Source organism: Nodosilinea sp. FACHB-131, from assembly GCF_014695395.1.
GTDB lineage: Bacteria > Cyanobacteriota > Cyanobacteriia > Phormidesmidales > Phormidesmidaceae > Nodosilinea.
Genome location: NZ_JACJOF010000004.1, coordinates 48152 through 69681 on the forward strand (window position 1 = coordinate 48152; position 21530 = coordinate 69681).

General features: G+C 57.8%; 16 protein-coding genes. 11 read left to right on the top strand and 5 right to left on the bottom strand.

The features are described from left to right. Positions 1-231 precede the first annotated feature (231 nt). The 5 genes from H6F75_RS01110 to H6F75_RS01130 all read left to right on the top strand — a co-directional run bounded on the left by H6F75_RS01110 (position 232) and on the right by H6F75_RS01130 (position 5421). Positions 232-873: an AbiV family abortive infection protein gene (locus tag H6F75_RS01110; protein WP_190748398.1), complete on the top strand. Its 642-nt coding sequence runs from the start codon at positions 232-234 to the stop codon at positions 871-873. Positions 874-1146: 273 nt separating this feature from the next. Continuing rightward, positions 1147-1473, top strand: a complete 327-nt coding sequence (locus H6F75_RS01115) for a DUF4926 domain-containing protein (protein ID WP_190748400.1) — start codon at positions 1147-1149, stop codon at positions 1471-1473. Positions 1474-1745: 272 nt separating this feature from the next. Continuing rightward, positions 1746-3437, top strand: a complete 1692-nt coding sequence (gene groL, locus H6F75_RS01120; protein ID WP_190748402.1) for a chaperonin GroEL — start codon at positions 1746-1748, stop codon at positions 3435-3437. Between the two features lie 101 nt (positions 3438-3538). Next, on the top strand, positions 3539-4783 hold the full coding sequence (corA, locus tag H6F75_RS01125) for a magnesium/cobalt transporter CorA (RefSeq protein ID WP_190748404.1): 1245 nt from the start codon (positions 3539-3541) through the stop codon (positions 4781-4783). Positions 4784-4908: 125 nt separating this feature from the next. Beyond that, positions 4909-5421: an adenine phosphoribosyltransferase gene (locus H6F75_RS01130; protein ID WP_190748406.1), complete on the top strand. Its 513-nt coding sequence runs from the start codon at positions 4909-4911 to the stop codon at positions 5419-5421. Positions 5422-5512: 91 nt separating this feature from the next. Here H6F75_RS01130 and H6F75_RS01135 read toward each other — a convergent pair whose 3' ends face one another. Continuing rightward, positions 5513-6283 (bottom strand): PrsW family glutamic-type intramembrane protease, encoded by a 771-nt coding sequence (locus H6F75_RS01135; protein WP_190748408.1) that lies wholly within the window; start codon positions 6281-6283, stop codon positions 5513-5515. Positions 6284-6479: 196 nt separating this feature from the next. Here H6F75_RS01135 and crtL point away from each other — a divergent pair, with 196 nt between their 5' ends. From crtL to cax, 4 genes are all read left to right on the top strand, one after another. After that, positions 6480-7709: a lycopene beta cyclase gene (gene crtL / locus H6F75_RS01140; protein ID WP_190748410.1), complete on the top strand. Its 1230-nt coding sequence runs from the start codon at positions 6480-6482 to the stop codon at positions 7707-7709. 212 nt (positions 7710-7921) lie between these two features. Further along, positions 7922-9358, top strand: a complete 1437-nt coding sequence (locus H6F75_RS01145) for a type IV pilus twitching motility protein PilT (RefSeq protein ID WP_242019569.1) — start codon at positions 7922-7924, stop codon at positions 9356-9358. Continuing rightward, positions 9351-10112, top strand: coding sequence for a circadian clock KaiB family protein (locus tag H6F75_RS28950; RefSeq protein WP_199303692.1), 762 nt, complete (start codon positions 9351-9353; stop codon positions 10110-10112). The genes H6F75_RS01145 and H6F75_RS28950 overlap by 8 nt, the downstream gene beginning before the upstream one ends. 209 nt (positions 10113-10321) lie before the next feature. Continuing rightward, complete coding sequence (gene cax / locus H6F75_RS01155; RefSeq protein WP_190748414.1) at positions 10322-11410, top strand: calcium/proton exchanger; 1089 nt, start codon at positions 10322-10324, stop codon at positions 11408-11410. A gap of 87 nt (positions 11411-11497) precedes the next feature. Here cax and H6F75_RS01160 read toward each other — a convergent pair whose 3' ends face one another. Continuing rightward, positions 11498-12931 (bottom strand): hypothetical protein, encoded by a 1434-nt coding sequence (locus H6F75_RS01160; protein WP_190748416.1) that lies wholly within the window; start codon positions 12929-12931, stop codon positions 11498-11500. A gap of 281 nt (positions 12932-13212) precedes the next feature. On the opposite strand from H6F75_RS01160, the gene H6F75_RS01165 reads away from it, so the two are divergent. Beyond that, the gene (locus tag H6F75_RS01165; RefSeq protein WP_199303693.1) at positions 13213-15597 is read left to right on the top strand and encodes a glycoside hydrolase family 31 protein; all 2385 of its coding nucleotides are present in this window, start codon (positions 13213-13215) and stop codon (positions 15595-15597) included. 67 nt (positions 15598-15664) lie between these two features. Here H6F75_RS01165 and H6F75_RS01170 read toward each other — a convergent pair whose 3' ends face one another. From H6F75_RS01170 to gyrA, 3 genes are all read right to left on the bottom strand, one after another. Continuing rightward, positions 15665-16174, bottom strand: a complete 510-nt coding sequence (locus tag H6F75_RS01170) for a hypothetical protein (protein WP_190748420.1) — start codon at positions 16172-16174, stop codon at positions 15665-15667. A 56-nt stretch (positions 16175-16230) separates the two neighbouring features. Beyond that, positions 16231-17532 (bottom strand): ATP-binding cassette domain-containing protein, encoded by a 1302-nt coding sequence (locus H6F75_RS01175; RefSeq protein ID WP_190748422.1) that lies wholly within the window; start codon positions 17530-17532, stop codon positions 16231-16233. Positions 17533-17755: 223 nt separating this feature from the next. After that, positions 17756-20281: a DNA gyrase subunit A gene (gene gyrA, locus H6F75_RS01180; RefSeq protein WP_190748424.1), complete on the bottom strand. Its 2526-nt coding sequence runs from the start codon at positions 20279-20281 to the stop codon at positions 17756-17758. A 368-nt stretch (positions 20282-20649) separates the two neighbouring features. Here gyrA and H6F75_RS01185 point away from each other — a divergent pair, with 368 nt between their 5' ends. After that, positions 20650-21051: a response regulator gene (locus tag H6F75_RS01185; protein ID WP_190748426.1), complete on the top strand. Its 402-nt coding sequence runs from the start codon at positions 20650-20652 to the stop codon at positions 21049-21051. The last annotated feature ends 479 nt before the right edge of the window (positions 21052-21530 follow it).

Consider the following 21530-nt stretch of genomic DNA (forward strand, 5'->3'; position numbering starts at 1 on the left):
GCGTGGGAGATGCTGGATAACCCCTGACTTCAAGGAATTATCCAGCGAAAGTGACGAATAGTATACCGAAGTCTTGTATTTCACCCCCAAATTCGCTGAATAAAGAACAAAAGCTACGGACTCATTCAACAGATATAATGTTCAATTCCTTAAGATCTAGGTGTTATCCCGCAGGCCTACTAGATAATGCTGAAAATCAGGAGCCTTATGTGTCAGAGCGGCACTTAGTATATGGCTGACAGCACCGGAGATACTGTGAAAAAAAAGGGATATCACATAGAATCTGAAGCCTCTTTAGTAATTTCTGATGAATATATAGGCTTATATGGTCGTGAAGAGTACAACGCTGCTGTCGCTCATGTTTGTGATTTAATTCGAGCATCATATGTTTTGTTTGTGAATGGTAGTTACGCTCCTTCCGTTTTCTTGTCTATTACCGTCTTTGAAGAAATTGCAAAAATAAAAGCTGGTCATATGCGTGCTTGGGGAGGTGGAAGGAAAAGAGTAAATCGAAATAAGGATCCTCTCTTTCATCATGGGAAAAAGCATAGGATTTCGGTCGATCCTATTTACCTAATAGGTGATCGCATTGGCGATAGTATCGGTGATGAAAGAGCTAAAGAGATATTTGAAGGTTATGAATTAGGAGACTATTCACGGCTTAGGGAAGAGTCTCTGTATTTTTCACGCACCAACAATGGATTGCATATCCCAGCGCAGAATATAAACCTTAATCTAGCTGCCGAACACCTTCTGATAGCCATCGAGATATTCAGCGACGAATTTTGGGGAGTGACTGCTGAGGCTTCGGAGACTTGTGATACGACCGATGCACTGTATTCGAAAGTTGAGACAGTACTTAAGAGCAGCTAACACTCGCATATAGTCAGTTTGAAGAGTGTGTTATGGCGCTAGTCCAACGGTTAGCCGCATATAGGATTGGCAGCAGCTTGAACAAGACATACGAGCTCAAGGCCTATCTCAGTCAGCAGAGTTTCTTGAAACAACCCGTCACGGCCATAAATATTGCATACGGACTAAACTTTGAGGCGTTAATGGGATTGAGTTGAGTATTCTAACTATTTGGATGGTGACGAACGGAACAGCTAAATTTGTGACTTTAGTGCCAGATAAAGGAGCAAGCTAATGGCAGAATTATTCCCTTTGTTTTCCCAGGTTGCCTTAGCAAAAGACTTGCCAGAGCATCACCTTAAAAGAGGCGACATTGCCACTGTAGTGGAGCACTATCCTAGCCGTGAAGGTCGAGAAGATGGCTATAGCTTGGAGGGATTTGACCTACCAAGCATCACCGTTGAGGTAGACGCCTCGCAAATCATCTCCCTCAATCAGCTACGACAAGAAGAGGAAATTTTAGCCAAGTTACGCCAGCTGTCTCAGTCAAGGCTGTTGCACCTTCAAGACTACATAGATTTTCTTTTGCAAAAAGAGAAGATAGACCAAAAGAGTGCTTGAGACGCTTCGCAACATCGCTAGACACTACTTAAAATAAGGGGCCATGCCCTCTGCGTCAGATTCTTGAACCATATAGGTACTCCGTTTTCGACAAGAAAGCGGGGAACTAACCGGATCCCCGGTCGTAGCGCTAGGGGAATTTGCACCCTCTGCCGTAGAGGATCGGTTATTGCGACTTACCGACCGTCCCTCACAGCGGTACTCTAGCGAGGTTAGCACTCTGGCATAGCGAGTGCTAAGTTTGTCTCTGGAGAGCTGAAAGACAGGACGACATGGCAAAAAGAATTTCCTTTGATGAGGCTTCGCGGCAGGCCCTCGAAAAAGGCGTCAACGCCTTAGCTGACGCCGTTAAAATTACCCTCGGCCCCAGGGGGCGCAACGTCGTACTTGAGAAAAAGTACGGGGCACCACAGATTGTCAACGACGGCATCACCATTGCCAAAGAGATTGAGCTAGAAGACTCCTTTGAAAATATGGGCGCTCGCCTCATGCAAGAGGTGGCCTCTAAGACCAAAGACCTGGCTGGTGATGGCACCACTACCGCTACCGTGCTGGCCCAGGCCATGGTTAAAGAAGGTCTCAAGAACGTGGCAGCGGGCACCAACCCCGTCAGCCTGCGCCGCGGCATCGACAAAGCCGTTGCCCTGCTGGTGAGTGAAATTGCCGCCGTGGCCAAGCCCGTAGAAGGCAACGCCACCATCGCCCAGGTTGCCACTGTCTCCGCTGGCAGCGATGAAGAGATCGGCAAAATGATTGCCGAAGCCATGGATAAGGTGACCAAAGACGGCGTCATCACCGTGGAAGAATCGAAGTCTCTCTACACCGAGCTGGATGTGGTGGAGGGGATGCAGTTCGATCGCGGCTACATTTCCCCCTACTTCGTCACCGACCAAGAGCGCATGGTGACCGAGCTTGACAACGCTCGCGTGCTAATCGTCGACAAAAAAATCAGCTCCATTCAAGATCTGGTGTCGGTGCTAGAGAAGGTGGCTCGCGAGGGTGCTCCCCTGCTGATCATTGCCGAAGACATTGAAGGCGAGGCCCTGGCCACCCTGGTGGTCAACAAGGCCCGCGGTGTGCTGAATGTAGCGGCGGTGAAAGCGCCGAGCTTTGGCGATCGCCGCAAAGCCATGCTGCAAGACATCGCCGTGCTCACTGGTGGTCAGGTGATCTCCGAAGAGGTGGGCCTCAGCCTCGATACCGCCGACCTGTCCATGCTGGGCCTGGCTGTCAAAGCTACCATCACCAAAGACACCACCACCCTGGTGTCCGATGCGGGCAACAAAGCCGACATCGACAAGCGCATCGCCCAAATTCGTAAAGAGCTGGCCGTCACCGACTCTGACTACGACAAAGAAAAGCTCTCCGAGCGCCTGGCTAAGCTAGCGGGCGGCGTCGCCGTGATCAAAGTCGGGGCCGCCACCGAAACCGAGCTCAAAGATCGCAAGCTGCGCATCGAAGACGCCCTCAGCGCAACCAAGGCCGCAGTCGAAGAAGGCATCGTCCCCGGCGGCGGCGCGACTCTGCTGCACCTAGCCCCCAAGCTGGAGTCGCTTAAAGCGTCCCTGATTGCTGAAGAGGCGATCGGTGTAGACATAGTCATGCGGGCGGTGGAAGCGCCCCTACGCCAAATCGCCGACAACGCGGGCCAACCCGGCTCTGTGATTGTCGAGAAGGTGAAGGCCACGAGCTTCCCCACGGGCTACAACGCCCTCACGGGTGCCTACGAAGACCTGATTCAGGCGGGTATTATCGACCCGGCTAAGGTCGTGCGCTCAGGACTGCAAGATGCGGCCTCGATCGCAGGCTTACTCCTCACCACCGAGGCCCTGGTGGTCGATATCCCTGAGCCTCCCGCTCCCGCTGGTGACCCTGGCATGGGCGGCATGGGCGGCATGGGTGGCATGGGTGGCATGGGCGGCATGGGTGGCATGGGTGGCATGGGCGGCATGGGCATGATGTAGCCTGGCCTGCACCCCACTACTCTGAACAAATGATCAACCCATAGGGGCACAGTTACGGCTGTGCCCCTATGCTTTATGTGGAATCGTTGAGAGTCAGAGCTATGTCGCGCCGCACACCCAACCCAGGGGGCCACCCATCCTCCTCGCCAGGCCAAGCTAGTCAGTCGCGGGCCAAGCCGGTTGACGTAGAAGCGTTGAGGGCGGCGGCCTCTAACACCCTCAACGCCTCGCCCCACGAGGGCAGAAAGAAACTAATTGACTTCAACTATTCGACCCCTGGCACGCTCCCTGGCACGCTGAATATCCCTGACGATGCCCTGCCCACAGAGCTGCATTTGATGGACTATGGCCCAGACACCTTGCGTACCGCCACGATCGATCACCCAGTTGAGTGCGAGGCTCTCGGCAAGCCCGAAACCGTTACCTGGCTCGATGCTCGAGGGCTGGGCAGCGAAGATACCCTGCGGCAAATTAGCCAGACCTTTGACTTCCACCCCCTGATGCTGGAAGACATTGTCAACGTGCCCCACCGCCCCAAAATCGACTTTTACGACGACAAGATTCTGATCATCATGCAGATGGTGCAGCCCAAAAAAACCGGCTCTGGCGTAGGCAGTGAGCAAGTGAGCTTTGTGATGGGCAAGGGCTTTTTGGTCACATTTCAGGAAGAGCCCGAGTGGGACTCGTTTAACCCAGTGCGCGATCGCATCCGGCGTGGCACCGGCACCATCCGTACCCAGGGGGCCGACTACCTGGCCTACGCTCTGATGGATACCATCGTCGACAGCTTCTTCCCAGTGCTAGAGGTGATTGGCGAGACCCTCGAGAATCTTGAAGAAGAAGTGGTTGCTAACCCCACCAATGCCACGATCAAAAAAATTCACCGCATGCGCCGGGCGCTAATGAAGCTGCGCCGCTATATTTGGCCCCAGCGCAGCGTCATCAACGGCCTGATTCGCGACAGTGACGATCTGATCTGCCAGGAAGTGCGCGTCTACCTGCAAGACGTCTACGACCACATTGTGCAAGTCGTTGACATCATTGAAAACTACCGCGAAATCGCCTCCAGTCTGATGGATGTCTACCTGTCCTCCATCAACAACCGCATGAACGAAGTCATGAAGCTGCTGACGGTGATCTCCTCCATCTTCATTCCCCTCACCTTTATTGCTGGCGTCTACGGTATGAACTTCAACACCGAAAAATCACCTTTGAACATGCCTGAGCTGGGGTGGTACTGGGGCTATATCATCTGCCTCTCAGTGATGGCCTTGATTGCCGTGCTGCAAATCTACTTCTTCTGGAAACGCGGCTGGTTTGACAACTTCTCCACAACAAGGCGGTAGAAGCATGACGAGATCAGGGCATGAAACCTTTGCCATCTTCCTCAGCTTCACTATCTCCCCTATCTTCCTCACCGCCCCATCCCCCACGGTGATACCATATCAACGCCCTTGACCCCGCATCCCTGATGGATCTCAAAGCCCATATCCGCGATATTCCCGACTTCCCCAAGCCTGGCATTCTCTTCCGCGACATTACGCCGCTGTTAGGTGACCCCACCGCGTTGCAATACACCATCGACTTGTTTGCTGAGCAGGTGGCTGAGCATCGCCCTGACTACATCGTGGGCATCGAGTCGCGGGGATTCATCTTTGGTATGCCCCTGTCCTACAAGCTGGGGGTAGGGTTTGCCCCAGTGCGCAAGCCCGGCAAGCTGCCCGCCGCTGTGCACACCGCCAGCTACGCGCTGGAATATGGCAAAGACACCCTCGAACTGCACCAAGATGCTTTTCCAGCGGGTAGCCGGGTGCTGATTATCGACGATTTGATTGCTACGGGTGGCACTGCGGCGGCCGCCGCCCAGCTGGTCGAGCAAACCGACTGCACCGTTGCCGGGTATGGCTTTGTGATTGAGTTGGTCGGTCTAGAGGGCCGCACTAAGCTCCCCAATGTGCCGATCACCGTCCTATTGCAGTACTAATCTGGGGAGGTGGCAAGGTAGAGAACTGTCTCAATGCAGCAGTAGATCGGCTCTTCCGTAGAGGTAAACGCCGCTTGCCCTCCCCCTTCATTCATCTCGTCGTTTCCCCAGAATTGCCTTGGGGGTTGGGCGCCAGGGCCAGGGCATAGCGCAGGCAGCGCATCACCACAAACCACAGCACTGCAATCACTAGCACCAGGCCTACCCGGTTGAGCCACCAGCTCGACTCCAGCGCCAGGGCATTAAAGGCAGCATGGGACAGCATGGCCGCCACTAGGCCGTTGCGAACCAGCCCCCCACCCTGTCCACCAGGAGCAAATTTTGCTACCCCCAGAGCATAGCCCCACAGCGACGACCATAGGGCATGGCCGGGACCGCTCAGCAGTCCCCGCAGGGCAAACATGCTGAGCACGGCGGGCCAAGCGGCGGCTAAGGCATTCCCCGGTACGCCTAGCCGCGCCACAGCGAAGTAGGCATAGAGCATAGAGCCAATCACCTCCAGGGTGGCAAACCCCAGACCGGCTGCGGCGGCAAAAATAATACCGTCCACGGGTTCATCGAATTCTGGGTGGTTAGATACGCCTGCCTTCACCACCCAGAATTTTGCTAGTTCGGCCAGCACGGGTACCACCACCACCGCCATCAGCCAGGCCGGTAGGGGAACAAACTGCCGCACCAAAAATACTGGAATGAAAGCCAGAATCCCGAAGCCAAAAATCCTAAGCACCAGACCGCGTGGCTCTGGATTGAGCTTGTCGCGAGTGTAGAAAAACCACAGCAAAAACGCCAAAGGGGCCAAAGCTAAGGCCACAATGCCCACTACCGTAGCCAGTACATTGGGATCGCTTGCAAGATTTGCCATGGCCACAAATTTGGGTTAAATCGCCTCTGAATGATACATTGCCCAGTTGCGGGAGGGGGAAATTAGAGCCGAGGAGCACCTCGAAGCGACTATCACCTGCCTCCCGTACCCTTTCTCCCCCTATCCCAATCTGCTCAATAACGACCGCAATCTTTGTAAGATAGGGGTTCACAGCAAACGAGGTTGCAGGCAGTTCATGCAGGATGTGTTGGTCATTGGCGCGGGGCCGGCAGGGCTGTCGCTAGTGGCAGCCTTAGCAGAGATGGGGCTGGCGGTGCAGGGGTTAGCCCTGGGCGACCCAGCGCACCCCTGGCCCAATACCTACGGCATCTGGGTCGATGAACTCGAAGATGTGGGCCTGGTGCCGTTTCTAGAACATCGCTGGAAGGACTGCCTGGTGCACGTCAACAGCGGCCCTGTGCCCCTGCACCGCGAGTATGGGTTGTTGAGCAACGATCGCCTGCAATCCTACTGGCTGAGTCAGGCTGAGCAGCACCAGGTCACCTGGCATCGGGGTAAAGCCGTTCACATCGACCATAGGCCCACCCATACCCAGGTTACGACCGCAGCGGGTGAAATGCTTACTGCCCGGCTGGTAGTCGATGCTACGGGGCATCAGGCGGCGCTGGTGCAGCGTCCGGCTGCACCAGATCTGGCGTTTCAGGCGGCCTACGGCATTGTGGGGCGGTTCTCTAAGCCGCCTACTGACCCCCAGCAAATGGTGCTGATGGACTTCCGCGACGACTACCTCAGTCCAGCTCAGCGCCAGGAACCGGCCACGTTTCTCTACGCGATGGATTTGGGCGATGGGGTGTACTTTGTGGAAGAAACCTCGCTAGCCCACCATCCTGCCATTTCTATGGAGGTGCTGACACAGCGCCTGCACCAGCGCCTGGCCCACCGGGGTATTGAGATTAAAGAAACGCACCATGTGGAGCGGTGCCTGTTTCCGATGAACCAGCCGCTGCCCGATTTTACCCAGCGGGTGGTGGGCTTTGGTGGGGCCGCTAGCATGGTGCACCCAGCATCGGGCTATATGGTAGGGGCGCTGCTGCGGCGGGGGCCGGGGTTAGCCAAGGCGATCGCCTCTGCCCTCAGCTCACCCCAAACTACCCCCGAGCAAGCGGCCCGCCAGGCTTGGCAAGCCCTATGGCCCGCCGAACGCGTGCGCAAGCACTACCTCTATCTCTTCGGCCTCGAAAATTTGATGGCCTTTGACGCGCCGCAGCTGCATCAGTTTTTTGATGCTTTCTTTAACCTGCCCACCGATGACTGGGCTGGGTTTCTGACCGACAATCTCTCGCTGCCTGAGGTAGTGCAGGCCATGCTGGGGCTGTTTGGCCGTGCCCCTAACCCGGTGCGTTGGGGGCTGATGCGATCGGTATTTAGCCACGGCCACCTGCTGGGACGCACGCTGATGAGCTAATTGGGCACAGGTTGTATACTCAGGGGTTATAACCAGCCCATCAAACCCTACGACCGTTGTTACACTGTCGTAGCATTGCCAGAGGTAATGGACTAGCTAAGTTCTGCACCCAATGTGGGCAACCTGACTGTATTCCACGGGCAAACGGGCTGCCCTGCCCCGGCCCAGCTGTCGTACCTGTCGCTGTAGAGTCCATCATGGAGAATCCTTTCATGGCTGAGTTACCCAACGCCCCCGGGGCCCAACCTGCACCACCACCGCCTCCCAGACCTCCCCAAACGGCGGCCCAGGCCCAGGCCTCAGCTCAAGCTCGGGCCCAGGCTGCCGCTCGTGCAGCAGGTCAGGCGGCAGCCCAGGCAGCGGCAGCGGGTCACGCTCCAGCGGCCCACCAGGCCCCAGCAGCGCAGCAGCCTCCGGTGGGTCAAGCCCCGGCCGTGCATCAGCCTCCGGCCCCAGCGGCTCAGGCTCCAGCCGCGCATCAGCCCCCAGCCCCAGCGGCTCAGGCTGCGCCTGCCCCAGGGCAAGCTCGTCACCGTCCGCCTTCGCCGCCGCCCATGCCCAAAGCGGCAGAAACCCTCAAGGTGGGCAGCGGTCTGACCCTAGAAAAAATTGTGCGCGAGGCCTTTGATAAGGGCTTCTCTGACATTCACATGGGCGTGGGAGAGGTACCGCGATTCCGCGATCGCGGTGACATTGCAACGACCGAGTACCCAGTCACCGACGAAGCCACCTTCTACGCCTGGCTCGAAGAAATCCTCAAGCCCGAAGAAATCCAAGAGTTTCGCCAAACCCTTGACTTTGACGGAGCTGCTCAGTACGACTTCACCCGCATCCGGATCAACATCTTTGACTCCCTGCGCGGGCCGGCTATGGTGCTGCGTCTGATTCCGGTAAAAATTCTCACCCTCGACCAGCTGGGGTTCTCACCTATCTTTCGCGATGTGTGCCACTACCACAAGGGGCTGGTGCTGGTGACGGGGCCTACGGGTTCGGGTAAGTCGACCACCATGGCGGCGATGATTGACTATGTCAACACCGAGATGCCCAAAAACATCATCACCATTGAGGACCCGGTAGAATTTGTGCACACCAGCAGGCGATCGCTGATCAAGCAGCGGGAAGTGGGTATGCACACCCAAAAATTCGACAACGCCCTTAAAGCCTCCCTGCGGGAAGACCCCGACATCATTCTAGTCGGTGAGATGCGGGACAAAGAAACCGTCAACACCGCCCTCAAAGCGGCCCAGACCGGTCACCTTGTGATGGGCACCCTGCACACTAACAGCGCCGTTAAGACTGTAGAGCGGATTCTCAACCTCTACGAGCCGGAGCAGCAGGCTCCGGTGCGGGTTTCCCTGGCGGAGTCGCTGGTGGCGGTCATTGCCCAGGGCCTCTGCCGCACCACCGACGGCAAGCGGGCCGCCTTCCACGACATCCTCATCAACACCGATGCGATCAAAGACTACATTTTGCGGGGGCAGCTCGACGAAGTCGAAGCGCTGATTCCCAAATGTACCTTTGACGGTATGTGCACCATGAACCAGTCGCTCTACGCCCTCTACGAGTCGGGGCGCATCACCGAAGAGACCGCGCTGGAAATGTCGCCCAAGCAAAACGAAATGGCCCAAATGCTGCGCGGCCGTGTCTAACGGCACTGCGGTGGGCGCAGTTGCCTCTAGCTTCAAAGGTATTGCTCTCTTTACCCCAGGGGGCGACTGCGTCTACTGCATCGACGAGCAAAAGCGAGCCCACTGGCACATCGACCTCTGTGCGGCTCTACAGACCCACCTGGAGCTGCCGGAGCCGCCCTATTTTTTGCTGCCCTGCTTTACCGCTACCGTAGATCGTTGGGTCAACTCCGCTACCCAAACCCCTGTGACCGTGGCCGAGGCTTACCCCCGTGTCCTGCGGTTTCAGCCTCTGCTCAATGCGTTGTTTGGCCTGGGGGAATTGCAGTGGCAGCCCAACTACACCAGCGCCGAAGAATGCTCAGTAGCGCTGATCGAGTCGTACCAGTCCACCTTTCCCGAACTATGGGAATGCCACGATTTGGTGATGCGCGTCGAGCAGGCGATCGCTGTCCCCATGCCCACTACACCGCTGCTGGAAATACCGCTAGCGGTTGACCCGCTGCCCCAAGCGCACTGCTTCAAGCTGTTTGTCAGGGCTACCGACACGGCTGTCACCGAAAAAATGCTGCGGTTTTTGTACACCACGCTAGAGTCAACCCTGCCTGGTGCCTACACCCTCCAGGTGATTGACGTCACCACTCACCCTGCCGAAGCCGAGGCCGCTAATATTACGGCGACCCCGACCCTGATTCAGGTTTCTCCAGAACCCGTGCGGCGGGTCGTGGGCAGCGTACTCAGCCAGGAGCAGATGATGCAGCTGTTAGCAGGGTGACCGAGCGGCACAAATTGGGACTATCGACTGCGGTGTCCAACCAGCGTACGCACCTGAGGCTGTTCTGCGGACGTGTTACAGGTGCTTTGCAACGGTGGAATTTGCTAAGGTGATTGCGCAGAACAGCCTCTCAACCGACAATGGGCAGAAAAATTCTGCGTGGGGAAAGTACTGCTTCCTGGCCCACCTATTCCTTTAGCTGGTTATCTATGTCGATCAAAAACATTATTTCTCTGGGCCTGCTGCTCTTTATTCCCATCTCGATCGCAGCAGAACGGCTGGAGTGGGGTGCCCTAACCATCTTTGTGCTGTCGGCGCTGGCTATTGTGCCCCTGGCGATTTGGCTGAGCACCGCCACCGAAGAGCTGGCCGTGGTGACCGGGCCGACCATTGGAGGGTTGATCAATGCCGTTTTTGGCAACGCCACGGAGTTGATCATTGCCCTGGTCGCCCTCAAGGCTGGTCTGATTGACATTGTCAAAGCCAGCATCACCGGCTCGATTTTGGCCAACCTGCTGTTGGTTTTGGGGCTCTCGATGTTCTTTGGCGGGCTGCGCTACAAAGAGCAGGAGTTTAACCAAAACGTCGCGGGCATCAACGGCAGCACTATGGCTCTGGCGGTGACGGCGATCGTGCTGCCCGCCATGGTGATCAATACTTCGAATATTGTCGAGCCAACCGCGATTAGCCGCCTGTCGCTGACGGTGGCGGTGGTGATGATTGTGGTCTATGGGCTAACGCTGCTCTTTTCTCTCAAGACCCACAGCTACCTCTACGACGTGGGCGTGAGCGACCAAGCGGGCGCTCACGGCGAGGGTGAGCACGGCGCCGAGAAGCCCAACCTGGTGCTTTGGATTGGCGTGCTGCTGGCCGCTACGATTGGCGTGGCCGTTGAGTCTGAAATTTTTGTGGGAGCGGTGGAAGAAACTGCCAACAGCCTGGGGCTGACCGACCTGTTTACCGGGGTGATTTTGCTGCCCCTGGTGGGTGGTGCGGCGGAATATGTCACCGCCGTGCGCATGGCGGTGAAGAACAACATGGATCTGTCGGTATCAATCGCCATGGGATCGAGCCTGCTGGTGGCGCTGCTGGTAGCCCCCATTCTGGTGCTCATCGGCTACTTTATTGGCCAGCCCATGGACTTGAACTTTGGCCCCTTTGAGGCGATCGCGGTGGTGATCGCCGTCGCCGTCGTCAACCTGATCAGCCAGGATGGCAAGTCGAACTGGCTGGAGGGGGTGCTGCTACTTTCCACCTTTGCCATTCTCGGAGCTTCGTTCTTCTTCCACCCGGTGTAGGCACCCAAACTAAACAACGCCTGTAGGGCGGGTTAGGTAGCAAACTACAGTGATTTCCACTGCGTCCGAAAGCGATACAGCGAAGGGTTAGCTCAGCCAATCTACGGCGTAGCGATCGCCCCTTTCGCCCAAAAACTCCCCCAGCTGGTGCAGAGTCAATGGCCCAGGCATGGGGAACTGCCCCGGCATCTGCTTTAGATCCAGGTAGTGCTGAATGATCGAGGCATTGTCTCGCGGAAAGCGCTGTTCTTTGACGCCTAAAAATTCGCCCCGGCGGCGAGCCTGAGACAGGATTTCCGATCGCCACTGCTCAATCGGCGCAATTCCCAGGGAGTTGATCCCGTTTGAAAACAGGGTGAGATAGATGTCGTTGTAGGGTTCAGTGGTTTGCAAATAGTCCTTGAGCAGTCCCAGGGAGGTTTTGTCGTTAAACACTGTCCAGTAGGGCACCAGACCCAGGCGCAAACACAGCCAGGGATGCAGATAAACAAACGACTCAGCTAATAGGCGATCGCTGGGAATGCCCCGATTGTCGTACCACCAGCGATGCAGGTCGGCCACCAGCGGGCTGAGGGACTGCGGATCGTCAAACACAATCCGCTGCACCTTCAGCCCGTGCTCCTCGGCAAAGTCCATCACATCTTCACGCAGGGCGGGCTCAAAACCCCATTCCGCCTCGGGCCAGTCGCCATCGGAAGGGGGGCTGTGCCAATGGCTATGCTCAGACCCCTGCTGCTTGAGAAACTCGGCTACCCGAGGGCTGCCTTCAACGTACTCTTCGCGATGAATGCCGCCCTTGCCGCCTACCTGGAAGAAATGGCGATCGCTGACCTGGGTGGCCGGCCACTTGTACTGACATTCCACCAAAAACAGCGTGCCCCCCGGCATCAAGTTTTGCTGCAAAAACTGCCGATAGGCGGCCCCCAACCGCCTGCGCTTGAGCCGAAAATAGGCCACCTGTCCCACCTTCAACCGGTCCTGGTTGGGGTCGTGCATTTGGTAGGCTGCCAGGTCGGGGTTCGCCGCTAGCAACCGCTGCACCCGGTCTTCGGCCCAGGTCAGGGCCTGCTTGGGATCATCTTTGTCGCTTGAGTGGCGGGCACAAACTAGCAAGGTTTGGGGCAGCCAGGGAATGCCCAGGGCCGCGCATAAATGAGAGACTGCTCCGTTAGAGGAGCCCACCATCATCGCCGGATACTGCCGCTGGGGGTATTGATTAACCGCCCATTGGGCCAGGGTTTCGGACCGCACTTGCTCTAAAGCCCCTGGGCTAGAGGCATCGAGCCAGCCTAACCCGGTGATGATGGCATCGTTGATTGCATTGGGCAAACTGCCGATGGCCTGAGCTAGCCCTACCGCCAACTGAGGCACCGGACCCCCAGCTGGCAAATCCTTTCCGTTGAGATAGTTGGCCGCCGACTGTAGCCCCTGGGTGGCAGAATCCATGCCGGTCACGTACTGGGGCTTAATTCCTTGGGCAGCCAGTTGCTGATTGATGGCCAGATAAGGAGAAAAAGGCACGACTGCTCTCAAAATAGGGCGAGGTGTTTGGCCCCATTAAATCCTAGCGGAAAGGTTATTCTCATCTAGCTGCGGGCAGAGGGGGAAGGGGATACAGGCCAAGAGCTAATTCTCTCTGTGGGTAGACAAATTCTTTGGGCCTTTAGGGGAAGCCGTGGCCTCAGCTTGCCCCTAGCCTGTCAGAGAGGAACCACCTGGGGGTAAGCAAAAGAATGGCTGTGCTAAAACCACTCTGGCTAAGGCTGAAATTTGTGCTGCAAGCCTTGTGGTTTCTTAGGTACATGCCCTACGCGATTTGGTACTCGTGGCAGCGCGATCGCCGCGATCGCCCCTACCAAACCCCGCCAGCAACTACCCCCATGCCCGTAGGCAAAGGACTTCATGCCACCCCTACCGAGCGGGGCGCTGAGATTGAGTTTGAGCACGCCTCCCTCGAACTCGCCTTTTTAACACCAGATTTCGTTCGCGTCACCTGGCAGCCCGGTCGGCTGCCCCTGCCCTATGGCCTAGCCGACCACCCCTGGCCTGCTGTCACCACCCAACTAGAAGAGCAGTCTCAGGGATGGGTGCTCTCTAGTTCTGAACTCACGATCAGCGTAGGTTGGGACGGCAGTTTGGCGATCGCCGACCAGACCGGCCAGATTCGCCAAGAACTCCCTCCCCAGCGTTTGGGAGAAGGGTGGCAGCAGACTACCCCCCTGCGGGACGAAGAGTGCCTCTTCGGTCTGGGGGAACGGGCGGCAACCTTTAACCTGCGGCGACCCGTAGTTTCAGAGCAGAGCGGCCCAGCCCAGACCAAAACCTACCAGTTCTGGAACTACGACCCCGGCAACATCTACGAACCCGGCACCGACCCGATGTATATCTGCATTCCGGTGTACCTGGGTCTGCACCAGCAGGGCAGCTATCTGGTGTTTTACGAAAACACCTTTCGGGGCGAGCTACGGTTGGGCCAGCAAGCCACCACCACCTTCGAGGCCGGTGCCCTGCGCTATTACCTGGCGATCGGTGCGCCGCCCCAGCTCATGCAGCGCTATACCCAGCTCACCGGGCGAGCACCCTTGCCGCCCCGCTGGGCCCTGGGGTATCACCAATCGCACTGGGGCTATCGCACCGAGGCCACCCTGCGCCAGGAGGTGCAAAACTTTCAGCAGCACGACCTGCCCCTCAGCGCCCTGCATGTAGATATTGACTGCCAGGTCAACCACCGCGCCTTCACCATCGACCCCCAGCGGTTCCCCAAGTTTCGGCAGTTTACGGCGGAGTTGGCGGTCAATGGCGTGCGGCTGATCGCGATCAACAATCCCGGCATTCAGCACAACCGCCACAGCAACCTGTTTTTAGAAGGGCAAATTCTCGATGCTTTCTGCACCTACGCCAACGGCGATCTGGTAGTTGCCCCCGTCTGGCCGGGGCGGTCGGTCTTCCCTGACTTTACCGATCCAATTGTGCGCGACTGGTGGAGCCGCCAGTTTTCCTACCTGCTTCAGGCGGGAGTAGCCGGTTTTTGGAACGATATGAATGAACCGGCGGCCTTTGTGGCCTGGGGCGACCCCACCCTGCCCCTGGCGACTCAGCACAAGCTAGAGGGGCGCGGCGGCGACCACCGCGAAGCCCACAATGTCTACGGCATGCTCGAAACCCGTGCCGCCTTTGAAAGCCTGCGGAGCCACCGGCCCCATATTCGTCCCTTTGTGGTGACGCGATCGGGCTGGGCTGGGCTGCAACGCTACGCTTGGACCTGGACCGGCGATATCGTCTCGACCTGGGAGGCGCTGCGTCAGACCGTAGCCACCGTTTTGGGTCTGGGGCTGTCGGGGGTGGCCTTTTGCGGCCCTGACATTGGCGGATTTTTGGGCAATCCGGGGCCTGAGCTATACCTGCGCTGGTTTCAAATGGCCACCTTCATGGTCTTTTACCGCACCCACAGCGCCGTCAGCGTGGGGCACCGCGCCCCCTGGACCTACGGCGAACCCTGCCTCAGCATTGCGCGCCGCTTTTTGCAGCTCCGTCAGCAGCTCATGCCCTACTTCTACACTCTGGTGTGGGAGACCGCCGAATGGGGATATCCCCCTGTGCGTCCGCTGTTCTGGCTGGACCCGACAGACGAAAGCCTGTGGAACCGAGAGGATGCCTTTTGTCTGGGGGACGCGCTGCTGGTGTGTCCAGTGATGACCCAGGGAGAGCGCTGCCGCCAAGTTGCCCTCCCCCCCGGCAATTGGTACAGCTTTTGGGATGACACGCTATGGCAGGGTGGGCAAACCGTCGAGCTACCGGCTCCGCTGGAGCAAATTCCCCTGCTGGTAAGGGGAGGCAGCATTTTGCCCCTGGCTGAAGGTGAAGACCTGACCCTGCACCTCTACCCACCGGCCTTGGGCCCTGATGGGGAGGGGGAAAGCCAAGGTCAGCTCTACAGCGATGCCGGAGAAGGCTACGGCGACTCGCGACTAGACCAGTGGCATCTAAGCCAGCGGGAGCAGACCTTAACCCTCACTTGGCGATCGCAGGGAGACTACGAGTTTCCCTACGAAAAGGTGAACCTACACTTGCACGGGGCGACCCTGGAGCAGGCCTGGGTGGATGGTCAAGAGATAGCGGTGGCAGGGCAAGTGCTACACAATGCAGTCTTTAGGCAAATCAGTCTAAAGGTGCGGCAAGATGAGTGATTCGGTCGAGGTGGCTTGGAAAAATGGCAGGCTTTCGGGGTGATCGCTTCCCGTCAACTACCCCCGCTCAATTCCCCATGTATGACTCGCCCGTTAGCGACAGCAGAAACAGCAGCCCCATCCACAGCAGCAGTAGGCCATAGAAGATCAGCGCCAGGCTTTGCAGCAACAGCTTGAGCAGCACCGGGCGCTGATTTTGTCTGCGGCTCATCGCTCGCAGCAGCTCAAGGGCGGTGGCAATTACCAAGATTAGGGTGGCGATCGCGGCTACAACCCAACTGCTATAGAGCACCGGCAGCGACCTAGCGCCCAGCAAGGCGATGCCGGCGGCTACCCCCAGCAGCCCCGCCCCGATCAGCTCTGCGATCGTCAGCCCTGACCTTGATGGCGCTAATCGGTGCTGGTGCAGAGCCTGCCGAGCGGTCAAGGCCCCCTGCAACCCAGGCAGGGCCAACAGTGCTAGGGCTCGCAGCGGCTGCGCCCAGGGCGCTTGCACTAAGAAGAAGACCCCGACCATCGCGCCGATCAAAGTTAGCCCTGAGAGTAGCTGGGTTTTACCAGAACGGGATTTACGCAAGGTGCTTTCCCTCATTGGCATGGCTCGTTGATGTGAATCTCTGCGGCTACAAAAGGTTAGCAGCTCCAAAGGGAGGCGTCACTCTCTGGATCAAACAGATGGGCTTTTTCGGAGGCGATCGCCAGCCACACCTCATCGCCAATTCGCACCACCTCGTCGGGGGGAATTTTGGCCAGCAGCGTCAGTCCCTCGGTCCGCACCGTTATGTAAGTTTCGCTGCCCAGGGCCTCTAGGTGGGTGATGTGACCGCGAATATTTTTGGGTGCGGGCAGGGCCAAACTGAGGTGCTCGGGGCGAATGCCCAGCAGCGCTTCGCGGTTGTCGTAGGGCAGCAGGCGATCGTCCCAATCGCTGGGCAGCGACAGGCGAAACTCAGGATGCACCAGCAAAAATGGAGCCTGCACCTGAACAGGGACAATATTCATGGGTGGCGAGCCGATAAAGCCAGCCACAAAGCGATTGGCGGGGCGGTTATACAGCTCCAGCGGGGTGGCCACCTGCTGAATTTGACCCAGGTTCATCACGGCGATGCGATGGCCCATGGTCATAGCCTCCACCTGGTCGTGGGTGACGTAGATGGTGGTAATGCCCAGCTGCCGCTGCAAATTTACAATCTGGGCGCGGGTTTCCATCCGCAGTTTGGCATCCAGGTTTGACAGGGGCTCATCCATCAAAAATACCTGGGGATTGCGAGCCATGGCTCGACCCAGGGCCACTCGCTGCTTTTGCCCGCCCGAAAGCTGTCGGGGCTGGCGGTTGAGCAGCAGGTCGATTTGCAGCATCTTGGCCACGGCCCGCACCCGTTCGTCGATCAGTTGTTCGGCCTCAGAGACATAGCGCAGGCTGGGGGGCAGCCTGCGCGTGATTGAGACCAGGGGCTTCTCCCACCAACGGCTTTCAGTAAGCAGGCGCTCTAGCTCCTGGTTGGCAGGGGAGTCGCTGGGAGAAAGCGGCTGGCTCGACTCTAGAGAGGGCAGGGATTGTTCGAGGTCAGCCCCCATGCGACGCAGGCCAAAGGCGAGGTTGTCGTAGACCGTCAGGTGAGGGTAGAGAGCATAGCTCTGGAACACCATGGCGGTGTCGCGCAGCTTGGGGGGCAGGTCGTTGACTTTGCGATCGCCCACCCAGATACTGCCTCCCGTAATTGCCTCCAGCCCCGAAATCAGCCGCAGCAGAGTGCTTTTACCGCAGCCCGAGGGGCCGACCAGCACCATGAATTCGCCGTCCTCAACAGTGAGGTTGATGCGCTTAAGCACCGCCGCCGCGTCTGCCGCATCTGGTTCAGTGGCCTCTGCCCCATGGGATTGGCGAGATTTAGGAAAGGTTTTGTAAACGTTTTCGATTGCGACTTGAGCCACGGGAAACTGAGCAGGTAGAGGGGCAGGAAGACAGTTTTGAAGTGATGCTGAGTAGGGCTGTCCTGTAATCTCTTTGAAGTCCACGGATTACAGGGACTAGGCGTTGACAGCGACAGGTGGAGGAGCTTGGGAGAAACGTGGCGAGTGGTGACTTGCTAGCGCCAACGCACCCTGCGGCGAGTCAGTAACGCCAAAATCGCCAACCTAAAATCCAAAATTTATCTTACTCTGCTTCGGCTAAGGTGCTCTGATCGGGTGGGGTGATGCGAATTACTTGGGTGATGGTTTCGCCTTTGTTGGGTTTGACGATGCGATCGCTCTCCCCAGTCCTGCCTTGGCGGGGCACCGATGCGATCGGGATGACAGCGGTGCGCTCAGCGCTGGTAAACACCGTCACGGCTTCCTTGGGTACTGCGGGCAGCAGCGCCATCAGGCTGTCGGTCTTGAGGCTAAATTGAAACGATTGGGTGCCAATGTCGCCGCGCTTGGCCACCCGCAAACCCTCTACCGGCAAACGCTTGGCATAGCCCGCCGCCGACACCAGCAGCAGGCAATCCTTGCTCGACTGCACAGCCACACAGCCGGTCAGGGTTTCTTGCTTGCCCATGCGAATACCCTGGGGGCCTTGGGCGGCGCGGCCCATAACTTGCAGGTTGTCATCATCGATCGGGAAGCGCAGCAGTCGGCCGCCGGTCGTTCCCAATACCAGGTCATCGCCTGGCTCGGCCAGGGTGACGTAGGCCAGTTCGTCGCCGTCTTTCACTTTGATGGCGGTGAGGCCGCGCCCGGTGAGGTTGGTGAATTCTTTCAGCGGAGCGCGCTTGATTTTGCCCTTGCGGGTGACGAGAATCAGGTCGTGCTCTAGCAAATCGTCGCGAAGCACCAACCGGGACGCGATCGCATCGGCGGCGGATGGCACCGAACCCGGCAGCAGCTGCACCAGGGGTGCCCCCTTGCCCTGCCGCGGGTTAGCAGGGACAGCCCCGACAGCAACGGTAAAGGCCCGACCATCGCGGGTGAGGGTGAGCAGTTCGTGGGTCGTGAGGGCGGCTTCAACCTGCACCACTGGGTCGTCGTCTACCTCATGGAGTTTGGGGTTGGGGTCAACCTCTAGCCGAGCCTGCCGCCGCTGGTAGGATTTTTGGGAAAACCGCCGCACGTAACCCTTTTGGGTAAACTCTACGATCGTCGCTTCTTCGACGGTTTCGGCAATGATCTCTTCGACCTGTTGTGATTCTTCCGCCCGTTCGGCGTCGGTTTGAATGCGGGTGCGGCGGGGGTCACTGAACTTCTTTTTGAGCGCCTTCAGCTCTTTTTTCATCGCCTTGAGCAGCTCTTTGCGATCGCTCAGCAGGCGGGTGAGGTCGTCCCGGCGCTGGCTGAGTTCGGCAAAATCGTTTTCTAGGCCCTGGCGCTCCATGCCGGTGAGCTTGCGCAGGGGCATGGCCAAGATCGCGTCCGACTGGCGCTCGCTGAGGTCAAACCGCTGCTGAAAGGTCTGCTTGGCGGTGGTGCCGTCGGCGGCGTTGCGCAGAATGTCGATGATCGCATCGAGGTTGTTGAGCGCGGTGAGCAGCCCCTCGGTGATGTGCAGCTTGGCCTCGGTTTTTTCGAGCTGGTGCTGGTAGTGGCGGGTGAGGGTGGTTTCACGAAAGTCGAGGAACGCCTGCATGACGTCGCGCAGAGGCATCTGGCGAGGCTGGCCGTTATCTAGCGCCAGCATAATCACGCCGAAGTTGGTTTGCAGCGGCGTGGTGCGGTAGAGATCTTGCAGCACCCGATGGGCTGGGGTGTCGCGCTTGAGTTCGATCACCACCCGCATGCCGTCGCGATCGCTCTCATCTCGAATATCCGCAATCCCCTCCAGCCGTCCCGCGTTCACCAGTTGGGCAATTTTCTCAATCCACCCCGCCTTATTTACCTGGTAGGGCAGCTCGGTAACGATGATCGCGTTGCGCCGCTGTCGCCCCCGGCCAGGATGCACTTCTTCAAACTGGCAAAGGCCGCGAATGGGAATGCTGCCTCGCCCGGTGCGGTAGGCGTCGAGAATGCCCTCGGTGCCGATGATCTCGCCCCCGGTCGGGAAATCGGGGCCGGGGATGAGGCGAAACAGGTCGTCGTCGGAGAGGGTGGGGCGATCGATCATCGCTACTAGGCCATCGATCACTTCGCCCATGTTGTGAGGCGGAATGTTAGTAGCCATGCCCACGGCAATGCCCGAAGACCCGTTGAGCAGCAGGTTGGGCAACTGGGTGGGCAGCACCACCGGCTCCTGCTGGGAGCTGTCAAAGTTGTCGCTAAAGTCAACCAGGGCCTCGCTGATATCGGTCAGCATCCCCTCGTTGCTGATCGGCGACAGGCGCGTTTCGGTGTAGCGCATGGCCGCTGGGGGGTCGTTGTCGACCGAGCCAAAGTTGCCGTGGCCATCCAGCAGGGGGTAGCGGCTGGAGAACGTCTGCACCATACGCACCAAGGCCTCATAGACCGCCTGGTCACCGTGGGGGTGATACTTACCCAGCACATCGCCGACTACGCGGGCGCATTTGCGGTAGGGGCGATCGGGGGTTAGCCCTAGTTCGTGCATGGCATAGAGAATGCGGCGGTGCACCGGCTTGAGGCCATCGCGTACGTCGGGCAGCGCCCGGCCCACAATCACGCTCATGGCGTATTCCAGGTACGACCGCTGCACCTCGGTGTGGAGCGAGGTAGGCACAATCTGCCCAGCAAGAATGTCGAGTTGGTCGGCCATGGGCGGGGATCCTGGATGAAAAAAGGGGAACGGGGTAGGTGAGATAGATTGTGGCTAACTTACCGAGCTGTAGCTGAGTTTAGCCATAGCCTAGGCGTAAATTGGCATTTCGCAGCCTAACGCACGGTCTAAATTTAATGAGCCTTGATGAATCGGCGTTAACAATGCTGTAACTTATAGGCAAGCTTGTGGGTATGGCAAGCGTTTAGGCAATCCAGTCTACCCGCCATGGGGCACTTGCCTAGAAAAGCTTACCCAGGAGGGCTAGGGCTGTAGCTGCCTCGGCTGTCTAGATAAAGCTGGCGCCCCAACCCAAGCATTTCCGTTCAAAGACCATATTCCTCTGATGACAGGGATGGACACACGTAATGAAGACCGTCTTACTCGTTGAAGACGACCTGGTAAATGCCCGAGTATTTTCTAAAATATTGACCAAGCGCGGGGGCCTGGCGGTTAAGCATACAGAAGATGTCGAAGAGGTGATGACCATTGCCCGCAGTGGTGAAGTTGACGTGGTTTTGATGGATGTGTCGCTGGCCCATAGCATGTACCAGGGCAAGCCCATGGATGGCATCAAGATTACCCAGCTGCTGAAGGCTGACCCCGCTACGGCTAACCTACCGGTGATTTTGGTGACGGCCCACGCCATGGAGGGCGATCGCGAGAATTTTTTGAGCCAGAGCGGTGCCAATGGCTATATCTCGAAGCCGGTGATCGACCATCAGGAATTTGTGAATCAGATCAAGGCGACCATGGGGGATGCCGAATAAGTACACTTGTACTTTATCTGCCGCATTTTCGCAACCTGCTCCGCGACGGTTCAGCTATCAGTCCCAAGTCAGAAACCATTCCCAGGCTTTGAGCCTTTGGCTTGTTCTGCAAAACCTGTGAGTTCCTAAGAATGTTTCAAACGGCACTTCTGTGGCTAAGCCCAATTCCTCAGGAAGAGGAATTGGGCTTAGGGTTTCTAGGGTTAGTTGGGCCGCTAGAAGTGGGAAGCAGGCTTCAAGATTTAGGCCCTGCCTTTATTAGTGGGTGATGCTGAATCTACCGAACCCCTAGTGTCTCCACCTTGGCGTGCAGAATAATTGGACAGCTTGATAGTGGGTCAGCACCTGAAAAGACCATATTCAAGTTGTACGCGCCTGTGAGAACGTACTCCCCTTCAGAAAGCTCCAGGTCCTGACTGAAAAGGCCGCTGCCAAAGGAACAAGAGCGATCGCCACCGTTAAATCTAACTTCTACTCCA

Coding starts and splice junctions, on each gene's coding strand:
- H6F75_RS01110 (WP_190748398.1), top strand. CDS start 232: ATGGCTGACAGCACCGGAGATACTGTGAAAAAAAAGGGATATCACATA.
- H6F75_RS01115 (WP_190748400.1), top strand. CDS start 1,147: ATGGCAGAATTATTCCCTTTGTTTTCCCAGGTTGCCTTAGCAAAAGAC.
- groL (WP_190748402.1), top strand. CDS start 1,746: ATGGCAAAAAGAATTTCCTTTGATGAGGCTTCGCGGCAGGCCCTCGAA.
- corA (WP_190748404.1), top strand. CDS start 3,539: ATGTCGCGCCGCACACCCAACCCAGGGGGCCACCCATCCTCCTCGCCA.
- H6F75_RS01130 (WP_190748406.1), top strand. CDS start 4,909: ATGGATCTCAAAGCCCATATCCGCGATATTCCCGACTTCCCCAAGCCT.
- H6F75_RS01135 (WP_190748408.1), bottom strand. CDS start 6,283: ATGGCAAATCTTGCAAGCGATCCCAATGTACTGGCTACGGTAGTGGGC.
- crtL (WP_190748410.1), top strand. CDS start 6,480: ATGCAGGATGTGTTGGTCATTGGCGCGGGGCCGGCAGGGCTGTCGCTA.
- H6F75_RS01145 (WP_242019569.1), top strand. CDS start 7,922: ATGGCTGAGTTACCCAACGCCCCCGGGGCCCAACCTGCACCACCACCG.
- cax (WP_190748414.1), top strand. CDS start 10,322: ATGTCGATCAAAAACATTATTTCTCTGGGCCTGCTGCTCTTTATTCCC.
- H6F75_RS01165 (WP_199303693.1), top strand. CDS start 13,213: ATGCCCTACGCGATTTGGTACTCGTGGCAGCGCGATCGCCGCGATCGC.
- gyrA (WP_190748424.1), bottom strand. CDS start 20,281: ATGGCCGACCAACTCGACATTCTTGCTGGGCAGATTGTGCCTACCTCG.
- H6F75_RS01185 (WP_190748426.1), top strand. CDS start 20,650: ATGAAGACCGTCTTACTCGTTGAAGACGACCTGGTAAATGCCCGAGTA.